This window comes from Faecalicatena faecalis, from assembly GCF_012524165.2.
Taxonomy (GTDB): domain Bacteria; phylum Bacillota; class Clostridia; order Lachnospirales; family Lachnospiraceae; genus Faecalicatena_A; species Faecalicatena_A faecalis.
The window spans coordinates 100,343-125,339 of sequence record NZ_JABACJ020000003.1; the positions used below are offsets into that span (position 1 = coordinate 100,343).

The following is a 24,997-nucleotide window of genomic DNA, read 5'->3' on the forward strand; positions in this document are numbered from 1 at the left end:
TTCCCTAGATGCCTATAAGCCCAGACTGCTCTGCATAATCTTACGAGTGCTGTCTTATCTGCGTTAGTATTCTTTCAAGTATGTTATGGGAATCATACTCTCATTAACCTACTTTGTCAATAGGTTAATTGGTAATATTTTCTATGCCATGTCATTTAATTTTATGCCCGCACTTGATATTTCCTATTACCTTTCGGTATAATAGGTTATAAGAACAGGAGGGACTTTATGATTTCTACAAAAGGAAGATACGCTCTGCGCGTAATGCTTGACCTTGCAGAGCAGGGAATGGATGCATATATCCCGCTAAAGGATATCGCTAAGCGCCAGGAGATTTCTGAGAAATATCTGGAAATCATCTTAAAGGTACTTGTGAAAGAAAAATTATTAAAAGGGCTCCGCGGGAAAGGCGGTGGCTATAAATTGACCAGAGCACCGGAAGACTATACCGTGGGAGAGATCCTGGAGCTTGCGGAAGGGACTCTTGCGCCTGTTGCATGCCTTGCACGGGGAGCAGAACCATGTAGTAAAGCCAAAGAGTGCCGTACCCTTCCCATGTGGGAGCGGTTCGATACGATGGTCCATGACTTCTTCTATGGGATTACCCTTGCGGATCTATTGAAAGAGAACGGCCAAAAAGAAGAACCCTGAACTTGATTACATACGAAAAAATCACTGTATATCGGTCGAGCGACCCTATGCAGTGATTTTTCCATATCCTCTTATCTATTGTTCTAACCAATACTACAATTCCAGTTTCATATCCCCGAACTTGATCCATTTATGCTTTCTCATAAACTCTGAAATGCCCAGTGTCACTAACGCCGGAAGTAAGATCTGGATTACCAGTATCTTTAGCAAGACCACCATCTGCGGCTCGCTCTGCGTCATGACCTGCCAGGTCATGATCTGGCCGACCAGTCCCGCAGTTCCCATTCCTGATCCGGTAGCATTGCTTGTCATGTGCAGGACCATCGTTCCGATCGGCCCTAAGATGGCACTGGACAAAATGACGGGCAGCCATATGATGGGCTTCCTCACGATATTCGGAACCTGAAGCATAGAGGTCCCGATTCCCTGTGCCAGAAATCCGCTGATTTTATTTTCCCGAAAGCTCGCTACGGCAAATCCAATCATATTACAACAGCAGCCAATAGTAGCCGCTCCTGCTGCCAGTCCAGACAAATTCAGGATAATACCAAGTGCCGCTGAACTGATCGGCATCGTTAGAATCATTCCCATCAGTACCGAAACCACCACTCCCATCAAAAGCGGCTGCTGCTCTGTCCCCCAATTGATCAGGGAGCCCAGCCAATTCATAAATCGTGAGATCGGAGGCCCCAGGAACAATCCCACGGCTGAGCCTGTCCCTATGGAGACAAGCGGAGTCAGTATAATATCTAATTTTGTCCTTCCGGATACCAAAATCCCACATTCGATTGCTATGTATGATGCAACAAACGCACCCAGAGGCTCTCCCGGTCCGGCAAAGACCATCGTCCCGTCCTGGATCACCTGTCCCGCCAGAAGTTTGCTTGCAAATGCTCCGACCATCCCAGCGGTAGCTGCTGACGCAATCACAAGATGACTGCCCTCCAGCTTACGTGCCACACCCACACCGATTCCTGCACCTGTCATCACAGCCGCAACACGGCCTACTGCATAGATCAGGTTCCCTGTCGGGCCGCCCATAAAGGTCCCTACCTGCTGAATGATCGTTCCTATAATCAAGGTCGCGAACAGCCCCTGTGCCATTCCGCCCAATCCGCTTATGAAAATCCTGTCAAGTATCTTCATCCTTTGTTCCCTCCTGCATATCAATCTGTCTTTTCACTATCCGCCATTGTACCATACTTCCCGAATTCGTGGAAGACCTCATGAAGCAATTGGTATCAATCCCGCTGCCCCAAAGAAATACAATGTAGAGGGAAGACTACAGCACATTTGCGCTCTCCCCTTACAAAAGTTCCATCAGCTTTTCGGCATCCGCTCCAAGTATCTTTTCCTTATCCAGCCGAAAATACCCTTCCCTCTCCATCTGCTTTAATTCCTGGTTCAGTGAGGCACGGCTCACATGCAGCATATTCGCAAGAATTGTCTGAGAGCGTGGTATCATGACCGTCTTACCGGAGGTCATCTTCTGTATCCCCAATATCCAGTAGGCGATCCGCTCACGTATCGTCTGGTAGTTCAGACAGTTCAGATATAACTGGTTCTTCAGGCCCCTTTTAGATACATATAATAATAGCGCACTGAGCATATGTGGTTCTGATGTCAGCATTTCCTGTAATTCCAGAATAGGAATCCAGGTAACTGCTGCCCTTTTTTCTACATACAAAAGATAAGTATACCGTCTTTCACCTGTCAGATACAGGAATTCCGGGAAACTATCCATTTCCTCAAAATAGGTATGGCACATCTCACTGCCATCTCTGGAATAGCTGACTGCCTTTAAGATGCCAGATGTCACGATTCCAAAATGTGTGATCTTATCTCCCTGGGAATGAATACACGCTCCCGCAGGATAAGACTTTTTTACAAAACCTGTACGATAATGCTCATACCGGCTATCAAAAAGACAAAGCTCCGAAAAAGAGGGCTGCCCCTCATCGATTCCCAGAAAAGGGATTTCATGCATAAAAACCTCCACCTCCGCAAAAGAGGCCATAAAGAGGAGGTGCGCAGGCACTTCCTCTCTATGGCCTCTTAGATTTATCATCATCTCATTTTGTGTTTTGCTTCGGCTTCTCTAAAACCTTTAAACGAATTCATCGAGTATATCGCAGATATCATCGTAATCCTTTTCTCCATTGAACCGTACGGCCTCGGTCCCGTCCTTATAAATGGCGACCACTGGAATTCCTCCTATATGACAGGCATCCGTCAGTTCTGGGTTGGCATCTACATCCACATAGCGGACTGCAAATGAATCCTCATACTCTTCCTTTAAGGCTTCCTCCAAGACAGGATGAAGCGCTTTACAGTGTACACAGCGCTCGGCACCAAATAATACCAGCACAGGTCTATTCTTTACTTTCAAAACATCTGCATCCCAATTTGCATGGGTGACCGGATGGAAGAAATCCTTATCGACCTCGAAAATCTTTTCCCGCTTTGTCACATCCTCTTCATCATCCGTAGCAACACACAAAGCCACATCTTCATAATACGGCAAAGTTCCGGGAACATCAATTACTTTTTTTGCTCCGAAGGCACCGGCACCCGGCACCCGATATGTGGTGTTATCAATCCGTGCGATCGGTATCTGTGTAGGCTCAGGCTCCTGCGGCACGTAGCTGTATGGATAACGGTATGCACGGTAGATCATATTCGATTTCGGCCCTTTTTCATTGTGGCTGTAATAAGGGGAGATCCACTCCCATACAATCTCATGTTCCGGCGTGACCTCGATGACCCTTCCGTCCGAGCCTTCATCAATCAGCGTATTCCCATTCGGCAGACGCTGAGCGCTGCTGACATATGGACTGTAGAATTTACTTGCATCTGTTGGAATCGCATGCCCCAGCTCCTTCGGTGTCAGTTTCCAGACCACCTCCAAGGTCACTGAATTAAACTCCAGAACTCTGCTGTAATCACGCAACGCGTTTTTAATTCCAATTGCAGAAGAAGGGTTTGGCACACCATATCCTGCCCAGCCGCCGTTATCGAATACCAATAGATTGCCCTCTCCCGGAAGCCCCTTCGGTATCATGTGGAAATGATGCTGTCCGATGATCCAGCCCAGCTTCCGAAGCTCTGGTGTTGCCCCAAAATCAGGTCCTATCCGCCATACGATCTTTCCGGTATCCTTATCCAGAATTGCCAGAATATTCGCTTCCCTGCAGTCAAAAATAATATTGGTCGGCTTGAATCGTTCATCTCCCTGGTCGAACCATTTATTAGGCCCTAAATAACTCATGCAGTTGATGTGGAGATAATCTCCTGTTCCACCATCTGCGGAACGCATATTCGGGTCACGGAACAATACATTTTTCGCTGCCTCGTCAAAACCAAGCTCCTCAAAATGTTCGCTGGCCGACCATCTCCAGAGTATATTGCCCTCCCAGTCTACCTCGATCATCACATCATCCAATAACTTTTTATCAGAGATCAATGGATTATGAATGGTCTGATGACACAGGATCAGTGTATTTCCTTTCAATGGCTCCGCGTCCATTCCCGGCACATAATATCCCACCGGATTTCCCTCCCGCTGGTAGTCATGATGCTGACGCGCCATAAAACGGTGGTCCCGGCCCGGGTCATTGATTTCTTCCAGGTGATCGAACTCCCAGACGATATTCCCGTCATAATCGATTTCAAGTAGGTTGACCCCATCCTGCATTCCATAATCCGGGTGCCTGTACCCGGAAAGTCCCATCACATACCCTCCCGGAAGCAGCTTCGCAGGCATGGCCTGCATATTCCATCGGCGAATTTCATTGCCGTTCATATCAAACAACAGCACTCCATCATTAATCAGCGGTACAATTGTATACCCACTCCAGCATTTATCAGGATTGTAAACAGTAACTCCATGTGGAAAAACTAACGGCTGTCCCATATTCTATTTCCTCCAATTCTTATAGATTCTTAATTCCTATGTTCCTTTTATTCTAAATTTCCTCTGCACTTTTTATTTCCAGCAGCTTTCCATCCTTGTAGAAAGCCGCACAGACTGTTCTGTCCAGATTCAGTTTTCGGTACAAAAGATCCTGCCTGCTGATATCCTGTCGGTAGACCTTCCACTGTCCGCCCAGTTTTTTCTCAAGCCCGGATACACACTCGATCTCAGCGCTCTGATAGGGGTTGTAAAAGACAAAAGCAACTGCGCCGGAATCCGGTCCCAGGATTTCACTTAATTGCTCCTGCTCCTTGACATATCGTTCTGAGGCTGTCGCTGCCACTGCCCCATCTGCCGCAGAAGTCACGATCTGCCTCAGGAAAGTCTGGATGCAGTCTCCAACGGCGTACATTCCTGGAAGACTCGTTTCCATCTTTCCATTCACTTGAATATAGCCGCTTCTGTCACACGTCACCAGATCTTTTACCAGATCTGTCTGCGGAACCATGCCTACAAAGAAGAACAAGCCGTCAGCCGGGACCTCATTTACTTCATTGGTCACGACATTTTTCAGAACCAGCGATTCCACATGGTCAGAGCCCTTTACCTCCTGCACTGTCGTGCTCCACACAAAATCGATCTTCGGATTTTTATACGCACGTTCAGCAGATATCTCGTTACAGTCCAGATGTCCCTTCTCATGGAGAACAATAATCGTGACCTTCTCTGCAAATTTAGTCAAGTAATCCGCTTCCTCCACGGCCTGATCTCCGGCTCCCAGAACATAAATATTCTTGCCTTTAAAAAATTCTGCATCACAGGTCGCACAGTAGGCAACTCCATGTCCGACGAACTCCTTTTCTCCTGGGATACCCAGCTCCCGAGGACGGGTTCCCAGAGCCAGGATTACACTTCGCGCCATAAGGCCGCCTTTTCTCTTCGTCTCTATGATAAATAAATCGTCTTCTTTGCGGATTCCTGTTACAGTGGAATGTTTAAACTTTACGGATGGAAAATTTTCTGCATGGGCATGGAACTTTTCCATCAGCCCCTGACCGCTGTCTGATAGGGTCCCTGGGTAATTCCTGATTTCCAGCGTATCCTTTGCCCGGCCTCCATATCCGCTTTTTTCCAATAGAAGAGTCTTACGCTCTGAACGCCCTGCATAAATAGCTGCTGCCATCCCTGCCGGGCCGCCGCCGATAATAATCAAATCATAAATTTCACTCATTTTCGTATCCTTCCTTTCGTCTGACCAAAAATGAATTCTGGTATCTTCCTCTGTTCTTTTTTATATTATCACCGGCCGTGAAAAATACCTGTTGGAGCGCTGACACTTTTTATTTTTCTATTTTCTGCTGTGTTCATAGAGTGAATTCAGAGCTAAGAATTTTACATGTAAAACTCATACCTGCAGTGAACTCAACATGACATCCACCTCTTACGCTACAGACATATAGCTTCATTTTTTATCAAAAAGCAGCCCTGGGATTGACAAATATTATCAATCTCAGGGCTGCAATTCATTTTTTCTAATTCTTATTTTTCTGTACCATTTTCAGATAAATTCGACAATTTTGGTGATTATAATCAATCTCCAATGCCTTTTCAAATTGCTCCTCTGCTTCCTGCATTTTTCCAAATCCAAGGTTTGCAAGTCCCATCAGATAATAACAATGTGCTTTGTTTTTTTGATTCATATCGTCCTCAAATATCAAAAAATCTGGAAGCGATACTGCAAAAAAGTCATTCCTCATCTCCTCATTCAGATGTCGCTCTCCATAATCCATTAGTTTATTAAAGCAGGCATAGGCTGCCTTTTTATTTCCTATTTCCAAATTTGCCAAGCCTTTATATAAAATCATATCCGCGGGTTGATCATAGTAATACATTACTCCCCCTGGTTCATCCGCCCCTAATCCTGCTTTTTCAAAGCATATCCTTGCATCCTCTTGTTTTCCAAGTTTTTGTTTTATTTTTCCCAGATTATAGTAAATATTATTATCCTTTGTCCCTTCCAATTTTCCTTCGCCTAAATTTACTGGATAAACGAGGGCTTTTTCAAGTAACGCCTCCGCCTCCTCATATCTTTCATCAGACAGCTTTTCTTTCGCCATCTCTGACAGAGCAATTTTATACTGACCGGAAATTCTGCCTTCTGCTCCTTCCCATGGTCGGAATTCATGGGACATGATCGTCTCATATGCTTTTTCATGCATCCCCGCAAGATTATAAAGAGTCACATATTCCAACATAACATCATCTCTTTCCACAAGTAAATCAAGATGTTTCTGATAATTATTCAGACGCTTTGTAAATGCTACCCCCATTTTTTTATAAAGCTGGTCCAGTTCAAGAAATATACGGGCATCCGTTTCATCAAGTGTAAAAGCTTTCTCTAGCTCTTCCTTAGCTCTTTGGGAATTTTTTTCTTTGTTATAATAAGCCAATGCAAGATTTCTATGTACCGTCGGATACTCGTCGTCTAACTGTACGGAAGCTTCCCACAATTTTGTTGCTTTTTCAAACTGGAGCTTATCATAATACAAATTGCCAAGATAATAATATGACTTTGATTGATTTGGAGTTTTCTCGATTGCGTCTTGCAATACTGCAATATCTTCTAATTTATTGGGAAAGCAATATATTGGTGGACACACATCAGCCTTTTTATACTCAGCCGTACTCTCTTCTATTCTTCCTTCTTTCCCCAAATAATACGCTTTATAATACTTGAGCATTGGATAATGCTTCGTACACTCACCTAACACTCCAATTGCTTCATCATAACATCCTAATTCTGCGTAATCCCTGGCCGTCTGAAGGTAATTCTCATGAAAATCCCGCATTAGAATGTTCATTTCTTCTAATTCCTGTTTACTCTTCCCATTCAATAGAATCCTCTCATATCTGGAAACATAGTCAAACGCATCTATATCCAGATTTGCCTCAATCCATTCATACGCTTTTTGTACCCGCCCCAGCTTTCTTAAGACAATAGCTTTCAGACCTCTCATTTTTATGTTGTGTGCATTTTTTACCAGTCCCTTTTCAGCTAATTCCAGTGCTGTCTCAAAATTTTTACGTTCTGTTTCAATTGCTGATAAATAGTAAAAGGACATTTCTTGCTGTTCATTACTCCATGACGCCTTGTAAAATGCATCAAATGCATCCTCTTTTTTGCCTTGATAGAACAAAGCCAGTCCAAGGTTATAATAAGCTTCACTATTATATGGGTTAGGACTTCTCCATGTCAGCCGTTTAATTGCTATACGGAAATGTTTTTCTGCCCCAACAAAATCACCCCTCCTAAATAGCAGCATTCCATAAGCATTATTAATTCGGATATCTCCTTTATCCCTTTTCATTCCCTCCAGATAGTATGGATCAGGTAAATAAGTTGCATGACGATGCTGTTCAATATGCTGTCCTGTTAAAAGTAATTCCTCGTTGGTCCTGATTTCCTCGGGATCCCTTGCTGCCTCTGCGGGACATGCAAGCTCAGGTATTCCCTCATTTTCTGCCTGGTATTCTACTAAAAGTCTCTCTTGGGCATAAATCGATACACAGATGTCACTTATTCTTTTATATTCCACGGGAATCTTCTTTTCATAGATATCTACTGGTGATAATACTGTCTCGTCCTTGTAAACTTCCTTTCCCTGATCAGTAACAATAATCTCTGCCTTCTCATACCTTTGTGTTCCATAAACTATAACATGGACGCCTTCTGTATCCGGTTCGACGTTTAAAACCGCATTAATTGTCGCATTTTTTACCTGTCCCACCTTTTTATAGGGCATAAAGTACTGTTTAAAGGTCTTCTCCTCAAACGGTTTGAGCCACGTAAAGTCGGGCTGGTTTTCTGTATATACTCCCGTCATCAATTCTATATATGGTCCATCCTCGTCAGTCAGATTACGGTCCCATGCCTTCCCAAACTCTCCACATCCCCAAGTCCACTGTTTCTTTCCTGGCGAATAATGATGATCTGCAACATGAAGCAAACCAGCTTCCTGCTTATAATCATATCCTCCCACAAAATCATACTCTGATGTTTCGGCCATATATGACGTAGGTACTGGTATATTTTTATATCTTGAAATATCAACGCCTTCGCTGTAATCATACTTATAGTAGATTCCCTTTGCAATCGGAAATCTGGATACATCCCTCTTCCCATGATCCATAACAGAATGTACATCTGGTGGAAATATAGACTGTGTATCCTCATTCACAGGTACTGCCGGATTGGCCCACCATAGGAAGGTCTGCGGTATTGCGGTCCTATTATATAACTGTCCCTTAACTTCAATATATGCTTTCCCTGGATATAGAGTAAACTCTGCAATACCTTTTGTTCCATACATCTGATCCATATCATTCACAAGTAATGTCTTACTTCCATCTGGATTTTCCCGCATCAGATAATCTACCGGCATGTAAGTAGTCGGTCGGTGATGCTGTGGCCAATTGAACTCAATCCCACCGGATATCCATGGACCGGTAAGACCTACCAGTGCAGGCTTAATCACATGATTATAGTATACAAAATCATAGTCGTTCGTCTTGTCATAGGCCCGCTGAATGCGGCCGCCAAGTTCCGGAAGTATCATAACCTTTAAGTACTCATTTTCCAAATAAACCGCATGCCAAATTTTATCCTTTTTTTCATGACTGATTTTCTCTGTTGTTGGATAAGGATAAACCTTTCCTGAACTTCCCTGATAAACCCTTTTCTCCAAAAACATCGGATTTTTATCCGGTTCCCCAACCTCATATGTAGGAATCACAACCTCTTCTTCCCATATCTTCACTGCTTCCACATCTATTCCTCCACTACTGCCCTGACTATATTTTTACTTGAAACTGATAGCTTATTATCTTATCATATACGTCTCCTGCCTTTAATATTGGCTTCTTAACATTCTCCTCATTGACTGCATTCGGAGTATACTGCGCTTCCAAACAAAAACCACTTCTTGATGAATATCTGCTGCCTCCTCTCCCAGTTATATCTTGTATGAACCGTCCTGTATACAACTGTACTGCCGGAAGGTTGGACTTTACCCTCATGAGTATTCCCGACTCTTGGCAATAAGCCTCCCCAAGAACTCCCACTGTATCCTCTTCCTTATCCAAAATAAAATTGTGATTATAATCTCCTGCAATCCGTAGTTGTGGAAATTCGGAATTAATATCCTGTCCTATTTTCTTGAACCTGCGGAAATCCATGGGCGTATTAGAAACGTTGACCATTTCTCCTGTCGGAATAAATTGAAAATCCTGCACAGGAGAATACTTTTCGGCATTTATCTGAAGATATTGACCTAAAATATCCCCAGAAGCATGTCCCGCAAGATTAAAATAACTATGATGTGTCATATTGACAATTGTGTCCTGATCACTCATCCCTTGAAAATGTATGATAATTTCATTCTCTTCCGTCAGTAAATAGGTAACCGATATTCTGAACTCTCCCGGGAAGCCCTGATCCAAATGCGGACTCACTAAGGAAAACCGGATACTTTGATTATTTACACTTTCCACCTGCCATATCCGGTGCTCATAGCCATTCGGACCACTGTGATTATTGTTCTCATATTCATTCTTTGTAAGATGATACTTCTTACCGTTAAGTCTAAATTCCGCCAATTTTATACGGTTGGCATTTCTTCCGATCGTAGCACCAAAACAGTATCGGTCCTTCTCATATTCTCGCACGCTATTGTACCCCAATACCACATCCCGATATACCCCATAACGATCTGCCACATTCACATATACCAGCCTTGCACCATAATCTGTGACCCCGACTTCCATTCCCTGTATATTTTCCAGAATATATAGCTGCGTTTCAAATCCGTTTTCCGTCTTGCCAAAACTGCACTGTTTCATATAAGTCCCTGTTCTTCTATATATAAATGAAATAACTTGGAGACAAAATCGCCCGAGGGACCTTTTTCCACTGTCTGATTTCCAGATGCATAATCAGAAATATTAATTCCTGAATACATTAATTCATCACCATAATACTGCCTTGGATCCCCATCTATTCCATAGCATCCCTTCGGGTCTAAACCAGCCAGCCTGAACTGCCTAAATCCAATATTAATTGGATTCAGAATTCTGTAATAGGCTGCCAATGCCTCTTTACGATCCTGTGAAACAACAATCCATGCAGTTTCATTTCCTTCAAACGGACTTAATAATCGGTAGAAATTTCCATAGTGTATCAAATGACGAAACTGTTTCATAAACGCGATCTGGCCTCTGACTGTTTCCTTTTCATACTCTGTCAGCTTCTCCAGATCCAATTCATAACCCATAGTACCAAACATTGCAACATTTCCACGCATTTCCAGAGAGGTAATCCTGCCATTCTGGTGATTCGGTGATGGTGAAACATGGCTCCCCATTGCCGCCAGTGGGTAAACTATAGAAGTACCATATTGAATCTTTAATCTGTCCACTGCATCCGTATTATCCGAAATCCATCCCAGTGGTGCATAGAACAGCATTCCCGGATCAAACCGAGCACCGCCGCTCGCACAACACTCAAACATAATTTCTGGAAATCTTTCATTCATCCGCTCATAAAGTTCATAGACTCCCAAAATATACTTATGGCTTACTTTTCCCTGATACTTCTTATCATTCCCGTTTGAATATACTTCTGAAAAGGTTCTGTTCATATCCCATTTAATATAAGATACCGGTACATCTGCAAATACACTTTCCAACATTCCAAATATATAATCCCTTACTTCTTGTTTTGAAAAATCCAAAATATACTGATTTCGGCTATGGCATAAATTACGACCAAGCTCTCCTAATACCCATTCCGGATGTTTTCTGTATAGCTCACTGTTCTTGCTGACCATCTCCGGCTCAATCCAGATGCCGAAATCTAATCCCATCTTTGTAATCTTGTCTGCCAATCCTTTTAATCCATTTGGCAGCTTTCTCTCATTTGCATACCAATCTCCCAAAGAGCTTGTACTATCATCTCTATTTCCAAACCATCCATCGTCCAATACAAACAGTTCTACGCCCAAATTTTTCCCCTGTCGCGCCAGTTTTAAAAGTTCTTCTTCCGTAAAACTGAAATAGGTAACTTCCCAATTATTTAGTAAAATAGGCCTTGTCGCATTTCTCCATTTCTTCCTGATAAGCCTGTCGCGATATAATTTATGAAAAGTCTGACTCATTCCATTTATTCCGGAATCCGAATATACCATGACCATCTCCGGGGTCTGAAAACTCTCACCTTTTTCCAGCTCCCATTGAAAGGTATTCGGGTGAATCCCCATAATAACTCTGGTGACATCATAATTATCTACTTCTATCTGCCCCAAATAGCTTCCGCTGTATATCAAGCTGAACCCCAGTACTTCTCCTGCATTTTCCGTAGTATTCTTACGTTTCAATGCCAAAAAAGGATTGAACTGATAACTGCTGCATCCTCTCATGCTATGGATTTCCTGAACACCATAATCAATCGGACGTTCTCTGACCGCCCGCTCTCGAGCCCAAGCCCCCGCAAGGTCCAGCATTATATATTCTTTATCCGGAAGGTCCAAACATCCGCTCATTGCCTTTATTAAAGTTATTCCACTTTCATTTCCACAATCAAACCTTGCCGATCGTGCAATGATTGGAAGATTCTCAAATAGTGTATAGAGCAAAACAATCTTTAAATCTATTACCTGGTCAGCTAAGATAATTTCCAGTGTAACTGCTTCATCATCCGTATCTGTATATATCGCCGGTAGCCCCTTCAAACTTGGTTTACCCTGATAAATCCTATGTGCAAGATATGTAAACTCTACAATACTACTTCCATTTTTCCTCTCCATCTGGTAAGCTGGATACCGCATATCACCATGTCCGAACGATGGATATTCCTGTTTGATATTCTCCATGGAAAATAGAGATTCGCCCTCATAGCAGTATGCTGACATATCTCTTGTAGCATTTTGAAATAAATGCGAAAAGTCTCTCCTTTCCGTAAGTCGTTTTCCAAAATAAAGCTGCCCCAATTCCCCATTTCTCAATACTTTAAAAATATAACTAATTTCACGATTAAACAAATGGAACTCTTTTTCTTGTTCATGAAAAATGATTGGCATCTCATCTCCTCCTCAATATGTATAAATTCTTACCATTTATAATTTGCCGCCTGAGGTTGCAATGCCCTCCACGAACTGTTTCTGGAATAACAAATATAAGATGATCATAGGCAGGCATGCAATCAGAGATGCAGCCATCAGTTCAGGATAATTTGATGAAAACTGTCCCTGTAATTTAGACAGAGCTGGTGCCAGAGTCATCGTACTCTGTTCTGTATTGGCTATTAAAGGCCACATTAAGTCTTTGTATGCGAATAATGCTGTAAAAATCCCCAATGCGACCATTGATGCCTTGGTAAGCGGCATCATTACGTACAAAAATGTCTGTCCGATGTTACAGCCGTCCAAACGTGCTGCCTCTTCCAGTTCCTTGGGCAGGCTCATATAATTTTGTTTCAGTAGAAACGTTCCAAATGCCGTTACTAACCCAGGAAAGAGTAGAGAGAACAATGTATTCAACATCCCGATTTTACTTACCATCAAATACTGCGGTATAATAAATATCTGTGTCGGAACCATCATCTGAAATAATACCAGGGCAAAGCAAAAGTTCTTCCCCTTGAATTTAAGACGAGCAAAAGCATATCCTGCCATCGTAGCAGTTAATACAGCACACAATATACGTCCAGCAATCATTAAAAATGTATTCAAATATAATTTTAAAAAGTCCATTTTACGTATGACATTCTCAAACGCATCTATTCTCCACTCTGAAGGAAATATTACAAAAGGATTCATCTGTGTTGCCTCTGAAATCGTCTTGAATGATGTCAGAATCATCCAGACGAAGGGGACTAGCATAATGATTGCCCCTGTAACCAGGAGGATATGTTTTATTACTGTTCCATACTTTATTTTCTTCATTTCTTCATCCCCTCCTATTCATAATGTACCCATTTTTTCTGCATAATCATTTGAATCACCGTAATAATCATAATAATTACCAGAAGAAGTACCACGATAGCTGAACCATATCCTTTATTATTTTCCACAAAAGCATACCGGTAGAACAGATATACCAGAGACTGTGTTTTAGGCAGCGCCGGGCTGCTCCTGTCTACCATCATAAGAATCATATCAAAAACCTGGAAGGATGCTATGATTCTTGTAACTAAAACAAAAAACATAGTGGGAGAAATCTGCGGTAATGTAATATGAAAAAACTGTTGGAATACATTTGCACCATCAATTTCCGATGCCTCATAAAAATCGCGCGGAATTTCCTGAAGTCCCGCAAGAAAAAGGACCATATTGTATCCTATTACAGACCATACTCCTACCATTGCTACTACATAAACTGTAATCTTCGGATCAGACAACCAATTGACCTCTCCAATCCCCACGGTATTGAGTAATTTATTCAATAACCCGAACTCAGAGTTAAAGAGCCATCTCCATACCATAGCAACAGCTGCCGGTGCAACTACCATAGGAAGGAAAAAAATTGTTCTGTAGAAGGTTCTGCCCCTCATTTTCCTGTTCAACATAACCGCTAAGACCAAGGCAATCACAATTGACAGTGGTACTTCAACAATTGCATACTTAAACGTATTGATCAATGACTGCCATACTGAACTATCCTCTATCAGGTTTTTGTAATTTTCCAATCCTACAAATATATTTCCCCTACCAAATGATCCCGTCTTAAAAAAACTCTGATATATGGTCTGGACGATTGGAATAATATTCAGAATGATAAGTCCCAGCATCGTCGGAAGGATAAAAAACCACCCCCAGATACATTCTTTCCAATCTCTTGTCAATCTACTTTTCTGCATCATATCACTTCTCCTCCCCCGGCTTTTAAATCGAAACCCGCAAGGCTTTTGCTTCCTGCGGGTTTCGGATTGCTATTCTTCTGCTAAATATGCATTCATCTCATCTGCAACTTCCAGACATACCTCTTCCATTGGACGCTTACCATCCCACACACTGACCATCTTATCGAGAATCATCTGATACCACACCTGTGTATTCTTGGAATACGGGTAAATCACGTCATCCTCAAGTGCATCAACATATACCTGTAGATTAAACTGAGGTTCATATGCCGCCCACTTATCATTAGTCCCATTGAATGCAGACATTGTGACTCCTAGTTCGGCCTGCTGAATCTGTGCTTTTTCTGAGCCCAGATATTCAATCAGCTTCCAAGCTTCTTCAGTATGTTCACCACCTGCTGATGCGGACCAAGCAAGTCCCATATTTGTAGAACATCTTCCTTTTGGTCCTACCGGCAGAGGTGCCGCATCACAATTTTCACGCACATAATCATTCGCTGATAATCTCGGAAGCATATAAGATCCAAGGAATACCATGGCGGCCTTTCCCGATTCAAGTAAAGCCACCGTATCATTTTCTGAAAGTACGCTGTACTCCGGCATGCTTCCATCCTGTATAATTCCTTCAATCAATTTCATTGCTTCCAAAGTTTCTGGTTTATCAAATCCTGATTTCGTTTTGTCTTCACTCAGCCATTCACCACCATATGCATATACAGTGCTGCACCAAGATTCCTGATCACTTGCAGGCTTCATAGCCAGCCCATACTGGTCCTTTTCTGGTATTGTCAATTGTTTTGCTACTTCTCTGAATTTCTCCCACGTCCATGTCTCATCCGGGTATTCTATGCCAGCCTCGTCAAACATCGTTTTGTTAAACCAAAGAGCAGATGTGCCTACATCTTTCGGAACACCTAATACTCTTCCGTCATCCGCAATATATATATCAGAGATTTCCTCCGGATAATTATCTAATTTGATTTTTTCACTCTTTTCAACATAATCCGTTAAGTCCAGAAGAATATCATCATATTCAGCATATTGGTCGATCTGATGTGCATGCATCCAGAAAACATCCGGCATATCGCCTCCTGTAGCGGCTGCCTCAAGCATCGTCCAATAATCCTTCCATGTAGTTACCTGGATATCTACCTTGACTCCTGTCTCTTCTGTAAATCCATCCATGATTGTACGCAATCCTGGTTCCTGGTTGCTGTCCCAGATTGCCACCGTCAATTCAACATCCTTACTGTCATTATCAGTCTTCTTAGATTCCTCTTTACCACTGTCTTTCCCACAGGCTGCTAAACCAGATACCATACATACCGCTAATATAACCGATACAATTTTTTTCCACTTCATATTTTTCCTCCTTTAATTTAACCAGAGCCGTTCCATGAATCGTTCAATCGATTGATAATTATAATGTACTATGTACTCCTTTATCCGTAAATGGTATAATGTTTTTAAGAGATAGCTTTTTGTGCTTTTTGGAGGAAACATAATGTGCGCCAGATTCATATATAAAAAAAATAATGATTTTGAATTCATCACTAATATCGGTCATCAGGCAAAGGACCTGTATCTGAGTTGTTTTGGACGCTGTGCCACGCCCCCTGAATATCGTTATGGTCCGGCAATACGAGCATATGACTTGATTCATGTCATTCTCCGCGGCAGGGGAACTTTACTCCTTGACCAGACAGAATACAACATCCAGGCAGGACAGGCATTCTTTATTCCGAAAGGAATCACCGCCGATTACTTTGCCGATGCCTATGATCCCTGGGAATACGTCTGGATTGGATATGATGGTAGTATTGTAGCTCTTTTTGATAGGGAGACTGGGTTTTCTTTGGATCATCCTGTCCAACAGGTTCATGTAAAATCCAAGGTCTTTGAAGACATGTTCAATGAAATCCTCCCCTTTACTACCTTAAGTATTTCTGATGAGTTGTACCGTACAGGCTGGTTATACCGTATGCTTTCACTTTTTACAAATGCCGGTCCGCCCTCGTTACTCAAATCAACGGATGCATCAGACAAGCAATCCCCGGAACGAATTATTAGAACTGCTGAAAATTATATCCGTCGAAATTACAATTCTATAACAGTTTCTGAGCTTGCAGCATCCCTACAGGTGGCTCGATCACATTTGTTCAAAGTATTTAAAAAGCATTTTGGAATTTCACCGCAGCAATATATCATGGAAATGCGTTTTAAGCATGCACTGACTCTACTGGCAGACAGCCGTCTGCCAGTGAAACAGATCGCTTTAGACAGCGGATTTGGAGATTCACAAAATTTTTCCAAACAGTTTAAAAAACACATTGGAATAAGCCCTCATATCTATCGGAATACACAAAAAGGAGAAAAACTGCATGAATGATGAATTATCTTATGTTGAGTATACAGGGTACCGCTGTCTGCATGCTGATTATCACCAGAATCCTGACCTTCACCTTACACGGTGTGGTATGAGTCAATGTGCCCCCCATGAGTTCTGGGGACCTCGTTCCAGGCCAGATTACCATATGCATTTTGTATTATCCGGTTCTGGCTGTCTGGAAATTGAAGAGAAAAAATATATCATAAATGCAGGGCAGATTTTTTTGCTGCCACCAGACAAAATCGTCTATTACTACGCTAACTCTAAGACACCATGGTGTTATGCATGGGCTACATTTCAGGGAAAAAAGGCCGCATATTACCTGAAAAAGGCCGGATTCCCCCCGGATGTACTAATCCGCAGCTGCAATATACATCCTGGTGATTTTGCTGCAGTCATTCACAAAATGTTATTGGCTAACTCTTCCTCTTATCATGATGGTCTTCTGAGGACGAGCTATTTATATGAACTTTTTTCTCTTCTTGTCTCCTCAAGCAAATTATCACTAAAATATAAACCAACACTAAAACAGCAAATTGAATATGCCGTGCAATATATGGAATATAACTATAATAGTGATATCCAGATTTCTGATATTACTAATTATCTGGGCCTGAGCCGTTCATATTTTTCCAGAGAATTTCACAAACAAATGAACTGCTCCCCGAAAGAATATCTTATGAACTATCGTATAAATGAGGCAAAAAAACTACTTCAAAATACAGAACTTTCTATAAATGACATCGCCCAGAAAATAGGATATAAAGATACATTCTCTTTTTCCCGTATTTTTCATGATAAAACCAGTTTGAGCCCCACTCTGTTCCGTTCTCTTTACCAAACGGCAAAAAACTCCTAAGATTTGCATGATCTTAGGAGCTTTTTCTATGTGTTCTTTAATCCTTTTATTCTTCCGGTACAAATACGTCTTTCCCCAGTCCACATACCGGGCATACCCAGTCATCCGGGATGTCTTCAAATGCGGTTCCTGGTTCAATCCCACCGTCCGGGTCTCCCTCCTCAGGGTCATATACATAACCGCATGGTTCGCATACATATCTCTGCATTTCAAAATCCTCCTGTTCTTTCCTTGGAATCTATCTTTCCCAATTCCACCTGATTCATGCATTTAATGTATGAATCAGGCAGAGCCGGACAGGATAAACAAGGGAAACAGAAAAGAAATTTTCATCATTTACAACATTTGGTGAGAATGATATACTTGAATCCAACACAAATTAAAATTTCCATCCAAAAGATGACAGAGAGAGGTTTTTATATGTTCCGTTTATGGGGAAAAGAATTTAAAGACAACAGGATGCTGCGTGATACCGTGATCTGTGATGACACAGATCATACCCGCACTCATAAGATATTTCATGCTCTGGATGCAATCTGCTACGAATTTGACTTGAGCAAGCCCATCTGGCTCGATACCACGATCAATGAGTTCAAAAAGCATGCAAAGGCCAGATTTTATCAGGATAATTTCGTCGATTCCATTGATTTCGATTATCTTGAGATTCAGGTGATTGAAGAAGAATAGATATTTTATTCTACCATATTACATTTGATTTTATCTATTCTGGATGAAAAAGTCATAAAAGAGTCCTGGAACCAGATTTTATATTGCATCTGGTTCCAGGACTCTTCTGATTATCTCTGTCTTTTAAGATACTCTTTGACCTATTTCCTATCGTTTGTCTTTTATTCGTTATGAATTGCTGCCAGAGGGCTGAGCCTCATCGCACGCAGAGCCGGGAAATATCCTGCCGCCATTCCCACGAATACAGCAAACGCCATGGATGCCAGCACAAGCCAGGGCGGGATATAGGATATATTTCCCTCTACTCCCATAGTACCGCTGTTCTTCGTCAATATATTGATGACGAACGACAACAGAAAGCTGAGCAGATTCCCCACAACACCACCGATAAATCCGATGAATGCTGCCTCTAATAGGAACATCTGCTTAATATTTTTAAGACCACAGCCTAAGACCTTGATAACACCAATCTCTTTTGTACGCTCGTAGATGGACATCATCATCGTATTTGCGATTCCAATTGCCGCAACGAACAGAGAGACTGCTCCGATTCCTCCGAGTACTGCCTGAATCATGGCAAACTGCTTTTTCATGCTTTCCATGTATTCTGCATTGGTAGTTACCTGGAATCCCATATTCCTGATCGTAGTGGATAGAGCATCTACATCATCCATATCCTCTGCCTGTACATTTGCGGAGGTATAGACAAAGTCTTTATATGGTTTTCCTGATTTAGTGCTTGGCTGCCCAGGAATCACTCTACCCCGGAATTCCTTCTTAAGCAGATCTTTGAGCTTATCCAGATCACAGTATACATAGTAGAAATTGGCATTGTAGCTGTCAATGTCACCCTCTACCACACCACTGGCTTTTACCACATATTTCTTCGGCGGTTTATTAGAGGTCTGGGTTCCTCCGGCCTCACTGCCGCCTTCTGATCCGCCCATCCCCATGCTCTTATTCTGACTCTGGTAATACCCGTCCTGATCCAGAATCAGGAACATTTGATCCTTTGAAAGGTCGATATCCGGCAGTTGCCCGGTTTCCCAATATCCCTTCCCGGTGGATTTCTCACTGAACGATGTCAGAACACCATTACCGAATACAAGCTCCATATTCGCACTTTTCGGGTCCGGCAGCCTTCCGCCTGCTGCAAGCTGGATTTTCTGCGCTTTCAATGCTTCCTGGGACATACCACGCAGCTGGATGTAACCCATGTATTTTCCTTTCAATGCAATTGCACTGACATCCAGAATCGGATCGGCCTGTTTCACATGCGCAAGCTGCTTTAGTTCTTTAATTACATCATCTGTAATATATTTATTCGCTTCCTCCTGGTCGGAACTGCCGCCAAAAGAAACATACATGCTGCCGCCTTCCTGTTTCCCAGTAACCGTCAGGTTCGTCATTCCTCCTGACTGCTCCACCTCGCGATACATCTGCTCCTGCATTCCAAGCCCCAATGAAATCATGACTACGATAGATGCCGTACCGATTACAACTCCCAGGATTGTAAGAAAGGTCCTCAGCTTTCTCCGCTTGAGGTTGCCGCTACTCATCCTCAGTAAATCGATCCACCTCATCCACCAAGTCCTCCTCTTCTACAGACTCTTTCTTTTTCTTTCTCTTCTTGAGTAACACAATCAGAATGATCACCGCAATGATTGCAGCAACGGCTCCAATCACAACCGGAATCACCGGGAACGGCTTCTCAACAGGAACATCTGTCATCTGAGTCATATCCATCGGCGGTGCCTCTGGAACGACCTCCAGAGTAAACTCTTGTTCTACTGTAGATACTTTTCCTGAATCATCCTCATAAGTCACGACCATCTTGCACTTCTCACCAGACATCATTTCTTTGGTCGCTGTAACAATTCCATCAATAGAACCAGTTGCACCGGAATCGACATTTCCTACAAAGACATCTTTTCCTTCGATTCCATCTCCCTGGAATTTAGCCTTTACGTTGTATAATTTAATACGCCCTGTATTATAAAGACTGCATGTGATGTTGGCCTCTTCTCCCACTGCCACTGACTCAGGGGCAATCTCCAGTTCACTGAATTCGAATCGTGCTGCCTGTTTGACCGGGATTGCAAGGCTGGATGAACTTTCATATTGTGTTGCCTTATTGTCCTCATATTTCATCGTCATGGCGATACTGTAAGGCTTCTGCACCAGGTCTGCTCTGGCATTCATCTGGATGGAGATATCCTGTGTCCCGCCTGCTGGAATACTGTCCAGGAAAATGGAACTGGACCCAGATGAAGGCAGGAAAGCCGGTGCTTCTGCAGCAGCCTCTGTGCCGGAGGATGGTGCCTGCAGATCGAACAGCATGTTGGAGACTGCTGTCCGCCCAGAGGTATTCTTTAAATGGATAATCAGTTTAAAGTCACTTCCCGCATTGACTGCCCCAGGTTCTGTATTAAACCCGGTAACGATTACTCTCGGAACCGGATTGTTACCAGATTCACTTCCACCGCCGCCGGTCACGATTGGATCATTGTTGGCAATCCCTCCGTCCATCGGCACCGTTGTATCATCTGTCGGATTCTCTTTGTTTGGTTCTTCCGGCTTCGGCTCCTCTGGTTTTGGTTTCTCTTCCTTCGGCTTCTCTTTTGTCTTTACAAAAACATATTTATTTGTCTCGAATTGATTCTGGTTTCCGTCATCGCAGGTAATCTTGAAAAACAGACGTACCGTATTATTCCCTACATCCTGACGTACCTTTAGATTCTCCCACTTTGCCTCTCCGCTCTGGCCTGTCGGGATATCTCCTACGGTATATTCATTGGTCATATTCTCAATTTCAAAAGGCCACTCAGATGCGTCACTCAATACAGGAATAATCTTCACATTCTTTGCATCTGCTTTTCCTGTATTCTCCAGCTTAATAGTCAGATTTTGTTCCTGATCCTCCGCCTGATATGTAGGTGCATCCTGTCCCTCTGCTATGGAAATCTTGATATCGGGTATAGGTGCCACCGTATCCTCTGCCCGCACACCTGACGGCAGTACAAAGGCCGCCGTTAATGCAAGGCTCATTGCAATCGCTGCTATTTTCTTAAATGGTCTCATGTTCCTTTTCCTCCCTCTTTTCACGGTTATCTTCTATCTTCACAATCTTTCCATCGATGATATGGAAAATCCTGTCGGCATAGGTTGCCAGATGGTCATCATGTGTGACCATTACAAGTGTCTTCTTCTGTTCCTTCACCACCTGCTGCATCAGGTGCATGACTTCCTCGGAAGTGTGGGAGTCTAAGTTCCCTGTAGGTTCATCCGCAAAGATGATCCTGGGGTCTACTACCAGCGCTCTCGCTACCCCGACTCTCTGCTGCTGTCCGCCTGACATCTGATTTGGAAGATGCTTTTTGTGCTTCCGCAGATTCACCAGATCCAACATCTTGTCTGCCTTTTTCAGTCGTATGCTTCTTGGTTCGCCGCGGAAACTAAGCGGCAATGCTACATTCTCCAGAGCATTCATCGTGCCGATCAGATTGAATGACTGAAAAATAAATCCGATATTCTCTCTTCGAAATTTGACCAGTCCATCCTCATTCAGCTGCTCCATATGCTGTCCGTTTATGACCACCTCGCCCTTTGTCGGCTTCTCGAGACCTGCAAGCATATTCAGCAGTGTGGATTTACCAGAACCAGATGTTCCGACAATTGCACAAAACTCTCCTTCATATATCTCAAAGTCTACGCCATTCAAGGCACGTACTACGGAATCACCTACACGGTACAGCTTATACAAGTTCTTTACCTCTATAACCTTATTCACGGTGTTCCTCCTTCATTTTACTCTATTTTACCATAATACCGATGGAATCAGAATATTTCCCTATACAAATTATTAATATTTTATTAAATTTTACATTCAATTTTTCCGCCTCTGTTTTCTGCTTGGCATTCATGATATAATATCTCTCTGTTGTGGCATATCAAAAGACTAAGAAGAAATAATTAAGGATAAAATAAAGAGGCAAAGTCCGAACATGGCTTTGCCTCTTAGATACTAATTCCATTCATTTAAGAAAGTATTTCTACCACTTTTTTAAGATCATTTATGTCCCCAACATTTCCAGGAAATATGACATAGGGTATATTGGGAAATCTGCTTTCATCCCCTAATTTCCATACTGGTATTCCCGGAAGTATCTGCCCCAATACATGAGCTTTTTTCACTGCCAGCGCTTTTGTCCCTATATCACTGGAAGTAATCCCGCCTTTTGCTATCACAAACGCTGGTTTTACATTCAGATTGCCCACTAAAGACTGCACAGCGTGCGAAATCCTGACTGAAAGTATCAGCTCATCCTCCTTCTTACCGGTATCGGCAGTTATCAGCCTGCGGCTTGTATAACAGCAAACAGTCTTTCCTACTCTTAAATAGTTCTCTTCCTCTGCCAAACATCTATCAATCTCAGCTTGAAAAGCATCTTCATCCTTTACAAGGCCGACATCCAATTCTATCGATTCGACCCACTTTAATTTCTTTAACTGCTCCATCTGCTTGGTTGTTTTATTTGTATGAGAACCTACCACAATCATTCCGCCGTTTGGAATATCTTCCACAAGCATCTCCTGACGCTTTAAAAGAGGCTGATCCTCCACACCTCCCATCACCTTTACAATAGAGGCTGCTGCACGAAGCAGGAATTTCTTTCCTCTTGCCATTGCACGGTATAAAGCAACACAGAATACTTTGAGGTCTGCATAATCGACCGCATTCACTACTACCTTATGAAAATCCTCCACTTCCATAAGCTGATCTTCTATCTTTTGAATATTCATATCATGAATATCGTGCAGAGAAATGCAGGTCACGGTATCCTTCTTATATTTTCCTGCCGTCTTTTCTTCCACATAGTCTGGCATAGATGCAGCATGGTAGCCAAATGTTTTATCTTCGGCAAATTCCGTTTCATTGACAGGGATCAGTGTCTCTCCATATTTTACGTAATGGACATCTTCTAACGTGAATCTTCCTCCTTCTTTAAAAAAAGGACACAAAATTTCTCCGTCCAGCTTCACGCCGGAATAAATCTCGCAGCATTCTCTCAATACCTCGGTCTCTAATGGAAAATGCCCTCGCAAAGTGCTGTCACTGCGGCTGATAAAAATATAATCTGTCCTGTGTTCTTTCGCCACTTCTGCTACATTTTTTCCAATTTCCCGATGCACTGCTTCCGTCTGCCGTGCGGTCAGCCCCCTGGAATTTGTCAAAATATAAAATAGTCTGTTCTCTTCTTTGAATCCCTGCCTGATACTCTCCTTCTCCCAACTGGTATAAACAGAAACATCATGCACGGTCTGGACTCCTGTCGGATCATCATCCAATACCACCAGCTTTTTACGATTCTTTGCTATCTCTTCCTTTAAGATCCGGTCGATCCACTCCTCATGAATGACTTTATAGGAATGTAATACATCTGCCCGTATACTCATGTATTCTCCCCCACTCTCTGTCCGTATTATTGCATAGGGTACTTACTGTACATATAAGACATCGGGGCGTATCAAGCCCCCGATTTCTATCGTCGGCCAGTCCTCAGAACACGATGTCAGAATCTCTATTTTGCCTCCGGGTGCTGTCAATACGGTATCTTCACATTTTGCTCCTGGTATGCTCGGATTCCATGCATATGCCTGCGCTTCTTCAATCACAAGCTTCGTTGTACTGTCAGCACGATATTCACGGGCTGCATACCCTGTCATCCCGCCCTGATGATGGTTTTTCCATTCCCCTTCATATCCGATGCTGCTATAGGCATCACATATGCTGCTAAATACCATTCCAAGGGTGTGCCCTGCTTTTGTCGCCTCAAAGGCCACCCGTTCTACTTCCAATAATTTCTTATAGTCTCCTGCGAACCCGGCCTCAAATCCCACAAGCCTGGTAGCCGACACTACCAATCCGCCTTTTCGTGCACAGATCGATGCAATAAAGCCCTTCTCTGCTTTCTTCTTTGTCGGCACATAATGTCTGACATAGCTGCTTCTGTCATCTGCTGCGATCAACAACGTAATAGGCTCTATTCCAACACTCCATAATTCTGCTGAAATCAAACCGGCGATCTCCATTTCAGACATTCCCCGTCTGACCTTTTTGCATGCTTTTTCCAGCGCTCTTGCTGACATGATTCCGAGCTTTCTAAAACGTCTGACTTCATCTGGCATGAAATGAGTACGTGCCTTTTTGAACCAGTCTTCCATTACAAAATCATCGGTCAACACACCGAATTGTCTTTCCAGATTCTGAACGATCTGACCATCATGCCACCACTTTGTCGGGAGTAATCTGACCGTTTCCTCTGGAATCTCCTCTGCTATCAGCCGTGGGGTTTCTATATTATTCGCCGCCAGATAGATGTCATCCTTTGTCACAAGCAGCATACCACAGGCATTTTCACCGGCAAGACCAATAAATCCTCTTCCCCCGGCAGCAAGCCAGGAGAAATTCGCCTGCCTTTTGATGACTACACCGTCCAGATCATTTTCCGTTAACATCTTTTGGATTTTCTGAACCTTTGCATTACACTCTTCTTTTCTAGTCATTCCCTCTGCCTCCCACAT

Annotated in this window: 20 protein-coding genes; 4 read left to right on the forward strand and 16 right to left on the reverse strand. The window is 42.8% G+C overall.

The annotated features are described in order from the left end of the window. Positions 1-228 precede the first annotated feature (228 nt). Positions 229-651, forward strand: coding sequence for an RrF2 family transcriptional regulator (locus HGO97_RS04875; protein WP_216239980.1), 423 nt, complete (start codon positions 229-231; stop codon positions 649-651). A 93-nt stretch (positions 652-744) separates the two neighbouring features. Here the strand turns inward: HGO97_RS04875 and HGO97_RS04880 are convergent, their stop codons facing one another. From HGO97_RS04880 to HGO97_RS04925, 10 genes are all read right to left on the reverse strand, one after another. Next, complete coding sequence (locus tag HGO97_RS04880) at positions 745-1,797, reverse strand: PTS transporter subunit IIC (protein ID WP_216239981.1); 1,053 nt, start codon at positions 1,795-1,797, stop codon at positions 745-747. A 160-nt stretch (positions 1,798-1,957) separates the two neighbouring features. Then, on the reverse strand, positions 1,958-2,638 hold the full coding sequence (locus tag HGO97_RS04885; protein WP_216239983.1) for a Crp/Fnr family transcriptional regulator: 681 nt from the start codon (positions 2,636-2,638) through the stop codon (positions 1,958-1,960). A gap of 120 nt (positions 2,639-2,758) precedes the next feature. Then, on the reverse strand, positions 2,759-4,564 hold the full coding sequence (locus tag HGO97_RS04890) for an aryl-sulfate sulfotransferase (protein WP_216239985.1): 1,806 nt from the start codon (positions 4,562-4,564) through the stop codon (positions 2,759-2,761). Between the two features lie 52 nt (positions 4,565-4,616). Beyond that, entirely contained in the window at positions 4,617-5,795 is a 1,179-nt protein-coding gene (locus HGO97_RS04895; RefSeq protein WP_216239987.1) for an NAD(P)/FAD-dependent oxidoreductase, read from the reverse strand. A gap of 301 nt (positions 5,796-6,096) precedes the next feature. Next, on the reverse strand, positions 6,097-9,390 hold the full coding sequence (locus HGO97_RS04900) for a DUF5107 domain-containing protein (protein ID WP_216239988.1): 3,294 nt from the start codon (positions 9,388-9,390) through the stop codon (positions 6,097-6,099). A 25-nt stretch (positions 9,391-9,415) separates the two neighbouring features. Further along, positions 9,416-10,462 carry an aldose epimerase family protein gene (locus tag HGO97_RS04905; protein WP_216239990.1) on the reverse strand — a complete coding sequence of 349 codons (1,047 nt, stop codon included), beginning with the start codon at positions 10,460-10,462 and terminating at the stop codon, positions 9,416-9,418. Further along, entirely contained in the window at positions 10,459-12,696 is a 2,238-nt protein-coding gene (locus HGO97_RS04910; RefSeq protein ID WP_216239993.1) for an alpha-galactosidase, read from the reverse strand. The genes HGO97_RS04905 and HGO97_RS04910 overlap by 4 nt, the downstream gene beginning before the upstream one ends. A gap of 36 nt (positions 12,697-12,732) precedes the next feature. Next, a complete protein-coding gene (locus HGO97_RS04915) occupies positions 12,733-13,560 on the reverse strand; it encodes a carbohydrate ABC transporter permease (protein WP_216239995.1) in 828 nt (275 codons plus the stop codon). A gap of 14 nt (positions 13,561-13,574) precedes the next feature. Continuing rightward, on the reverse strand, positions 13,575-14,477 hold the full coding sequence (locus HGO97_RS04920; protein ID WP_216239996.1) for a carbohydrate ABC transporter permease: 903 nt from the start codon (positions 14,475-14,477) through the stop codon (positions 13,575-13,577). Positions 14,478-14,546: 69 nt separating this feature from the next. Beyond that, positions 14,547-15,839, reverse strand: coding sequence for a sugar ABC transporter substrate-binding protein (locus HGO97_RS04925; RefSeq protein ID WP_216239997.1), 1,293 nt, complete (start codon positions 15,837-15,839; stop codon positions 14,547-14,549). Between the two features lie 142 nt (positions 15,840-15,981). On the opposite strand from HGO97_RS04925, the gene HGO97_RS04930 reads away from it, so the two are divergent. Continuing rightward, positions 15,982-16,866: an AraC family transcriptional regulator gene (locus HGO97_RS04930; RefSeq protein WP_216239998.1), complete on the forward strand. Its 885-nt coding sequence runs from the start codon at positions 15,982-15,984 to the stop codon at positions 16,864-16,866. Between the two features lie 88 nt (positions 16,867-16,954). Continuing rightward, positions 16,955-17,725: an AraC family transcriptional regulator gene (locus HGO97_RS04935; RefSeq protein ID WP_246597316.1), complete on the forward strand. Its 771-nt coding sequence runs from the start codon at positions 16,955-16,957 to the stop codon at positions 17,723-17,725. Positions 17,726-17,771: 46 nt separating this feature from the next. On the opposite strand, the gene rd is transcribed toward HGO97_RS04935, so the two are convergent. Then, a complete protein-coding gene (rd, locus tag HGO97_RS04940) occupies positions 17,772-17,933 on the reverse strand; it encodes a rubredoxin (protein ID WP_216240000.1) in 162 nt (53 codons plus the stop codon). Positions 17,934-18,145: 212 nt separating this feature from the next. On the opposite strand from rd, the gene HGO97_RS04945 reads away from it, so the two are divergent. Further along, the gene (locus HGO97_RS04945) at positions 18,146-18,412 is read left to right on the forward strand and encodes a hypothetical protein (protein ID WP_216240001.1); all 267 of its coding nucleotides are present in this window, start codon (positions 18,146-18,148) and stop codon (positions 18,410-18,412) included. Positions 18,413-18,573: 161 nt separating this feature from the next. On the opposite strand, the gene HGO97_RS04950 is transcribed toward HGO97_RS04945, so the two are convergent. The 5 genes from HGO97_RS04950 to HGO97_RS04970 form a co-directional block, all read right to left on the reverse strand. Continuing rightward, positions 18,574-19,995, reverse strand: coding sequence for an ABC transporter permease (locus HGO97_RS04950; RefSeq protein ID WP_216240003.1), 1,422 nt, complete (start codon positions 19,993-19,995; stop codon positions 18,574-18,576). Next, the gene (locus tag HGO97_RS04955; RefSeq protein WP_216240005.1) at positions 19,964-21,493 is read right to left on the reverse strand and encodes a COG1361 S-layer family protein; all 1,530 of its coding nucleotides are present in this window, start codon (positions 21,491-21,493) and stop codon (positions 19,964-19,966) included. Before HGO97_RS04955 ends, HGO97_RS04950 begins: the two co-directional genes overlap by 32 nt. After that, positions 21,480-22,202 (reverse strand): ABC transporter ATP-binding protein, encoded by a 723-nt coding sequence (locus HGO97_RS04960; RefSeq protein ID WP_216240007.1) that lies wholly within the window; start codon positions 22,200-22,202, stop codon positions 21,480-21,482. The genes HGO97_RS04955 and HGO97_RS04960 overlap by 14 nt, the downstream gene beginning before the upstream one ends. 248 nt (positions 22,203-22,450) lie before the next feature. Beyond that, positions 22,451-23,869 carry a four-carbon acid sugar kinase family protein gene (locus tag HGO97_RS04965; RefSeq protein WP_216240009.1) on the reverse strand — a complete coding sequence of 473 codons (1,419 nt, stop codon included), beginning with the start codon at positions 23,867-23,869 and terminating at the stop codon, positions 22,451-22,453. 42 nt (positions 23,870-23,911) lie between these two features. After that, a complete protein-coding gene (locus HGO97_RS04970; RefSeq protein WP_216240011.1) occupies positions 23,912-24,979 on the reverse strand; it encodes a M24 family metallopeptidase in 1,068 nt (355 codons plus the stop codon). Between the last annotated feature and the right edge of the window lie 18 nt (positions 24,980-24,997).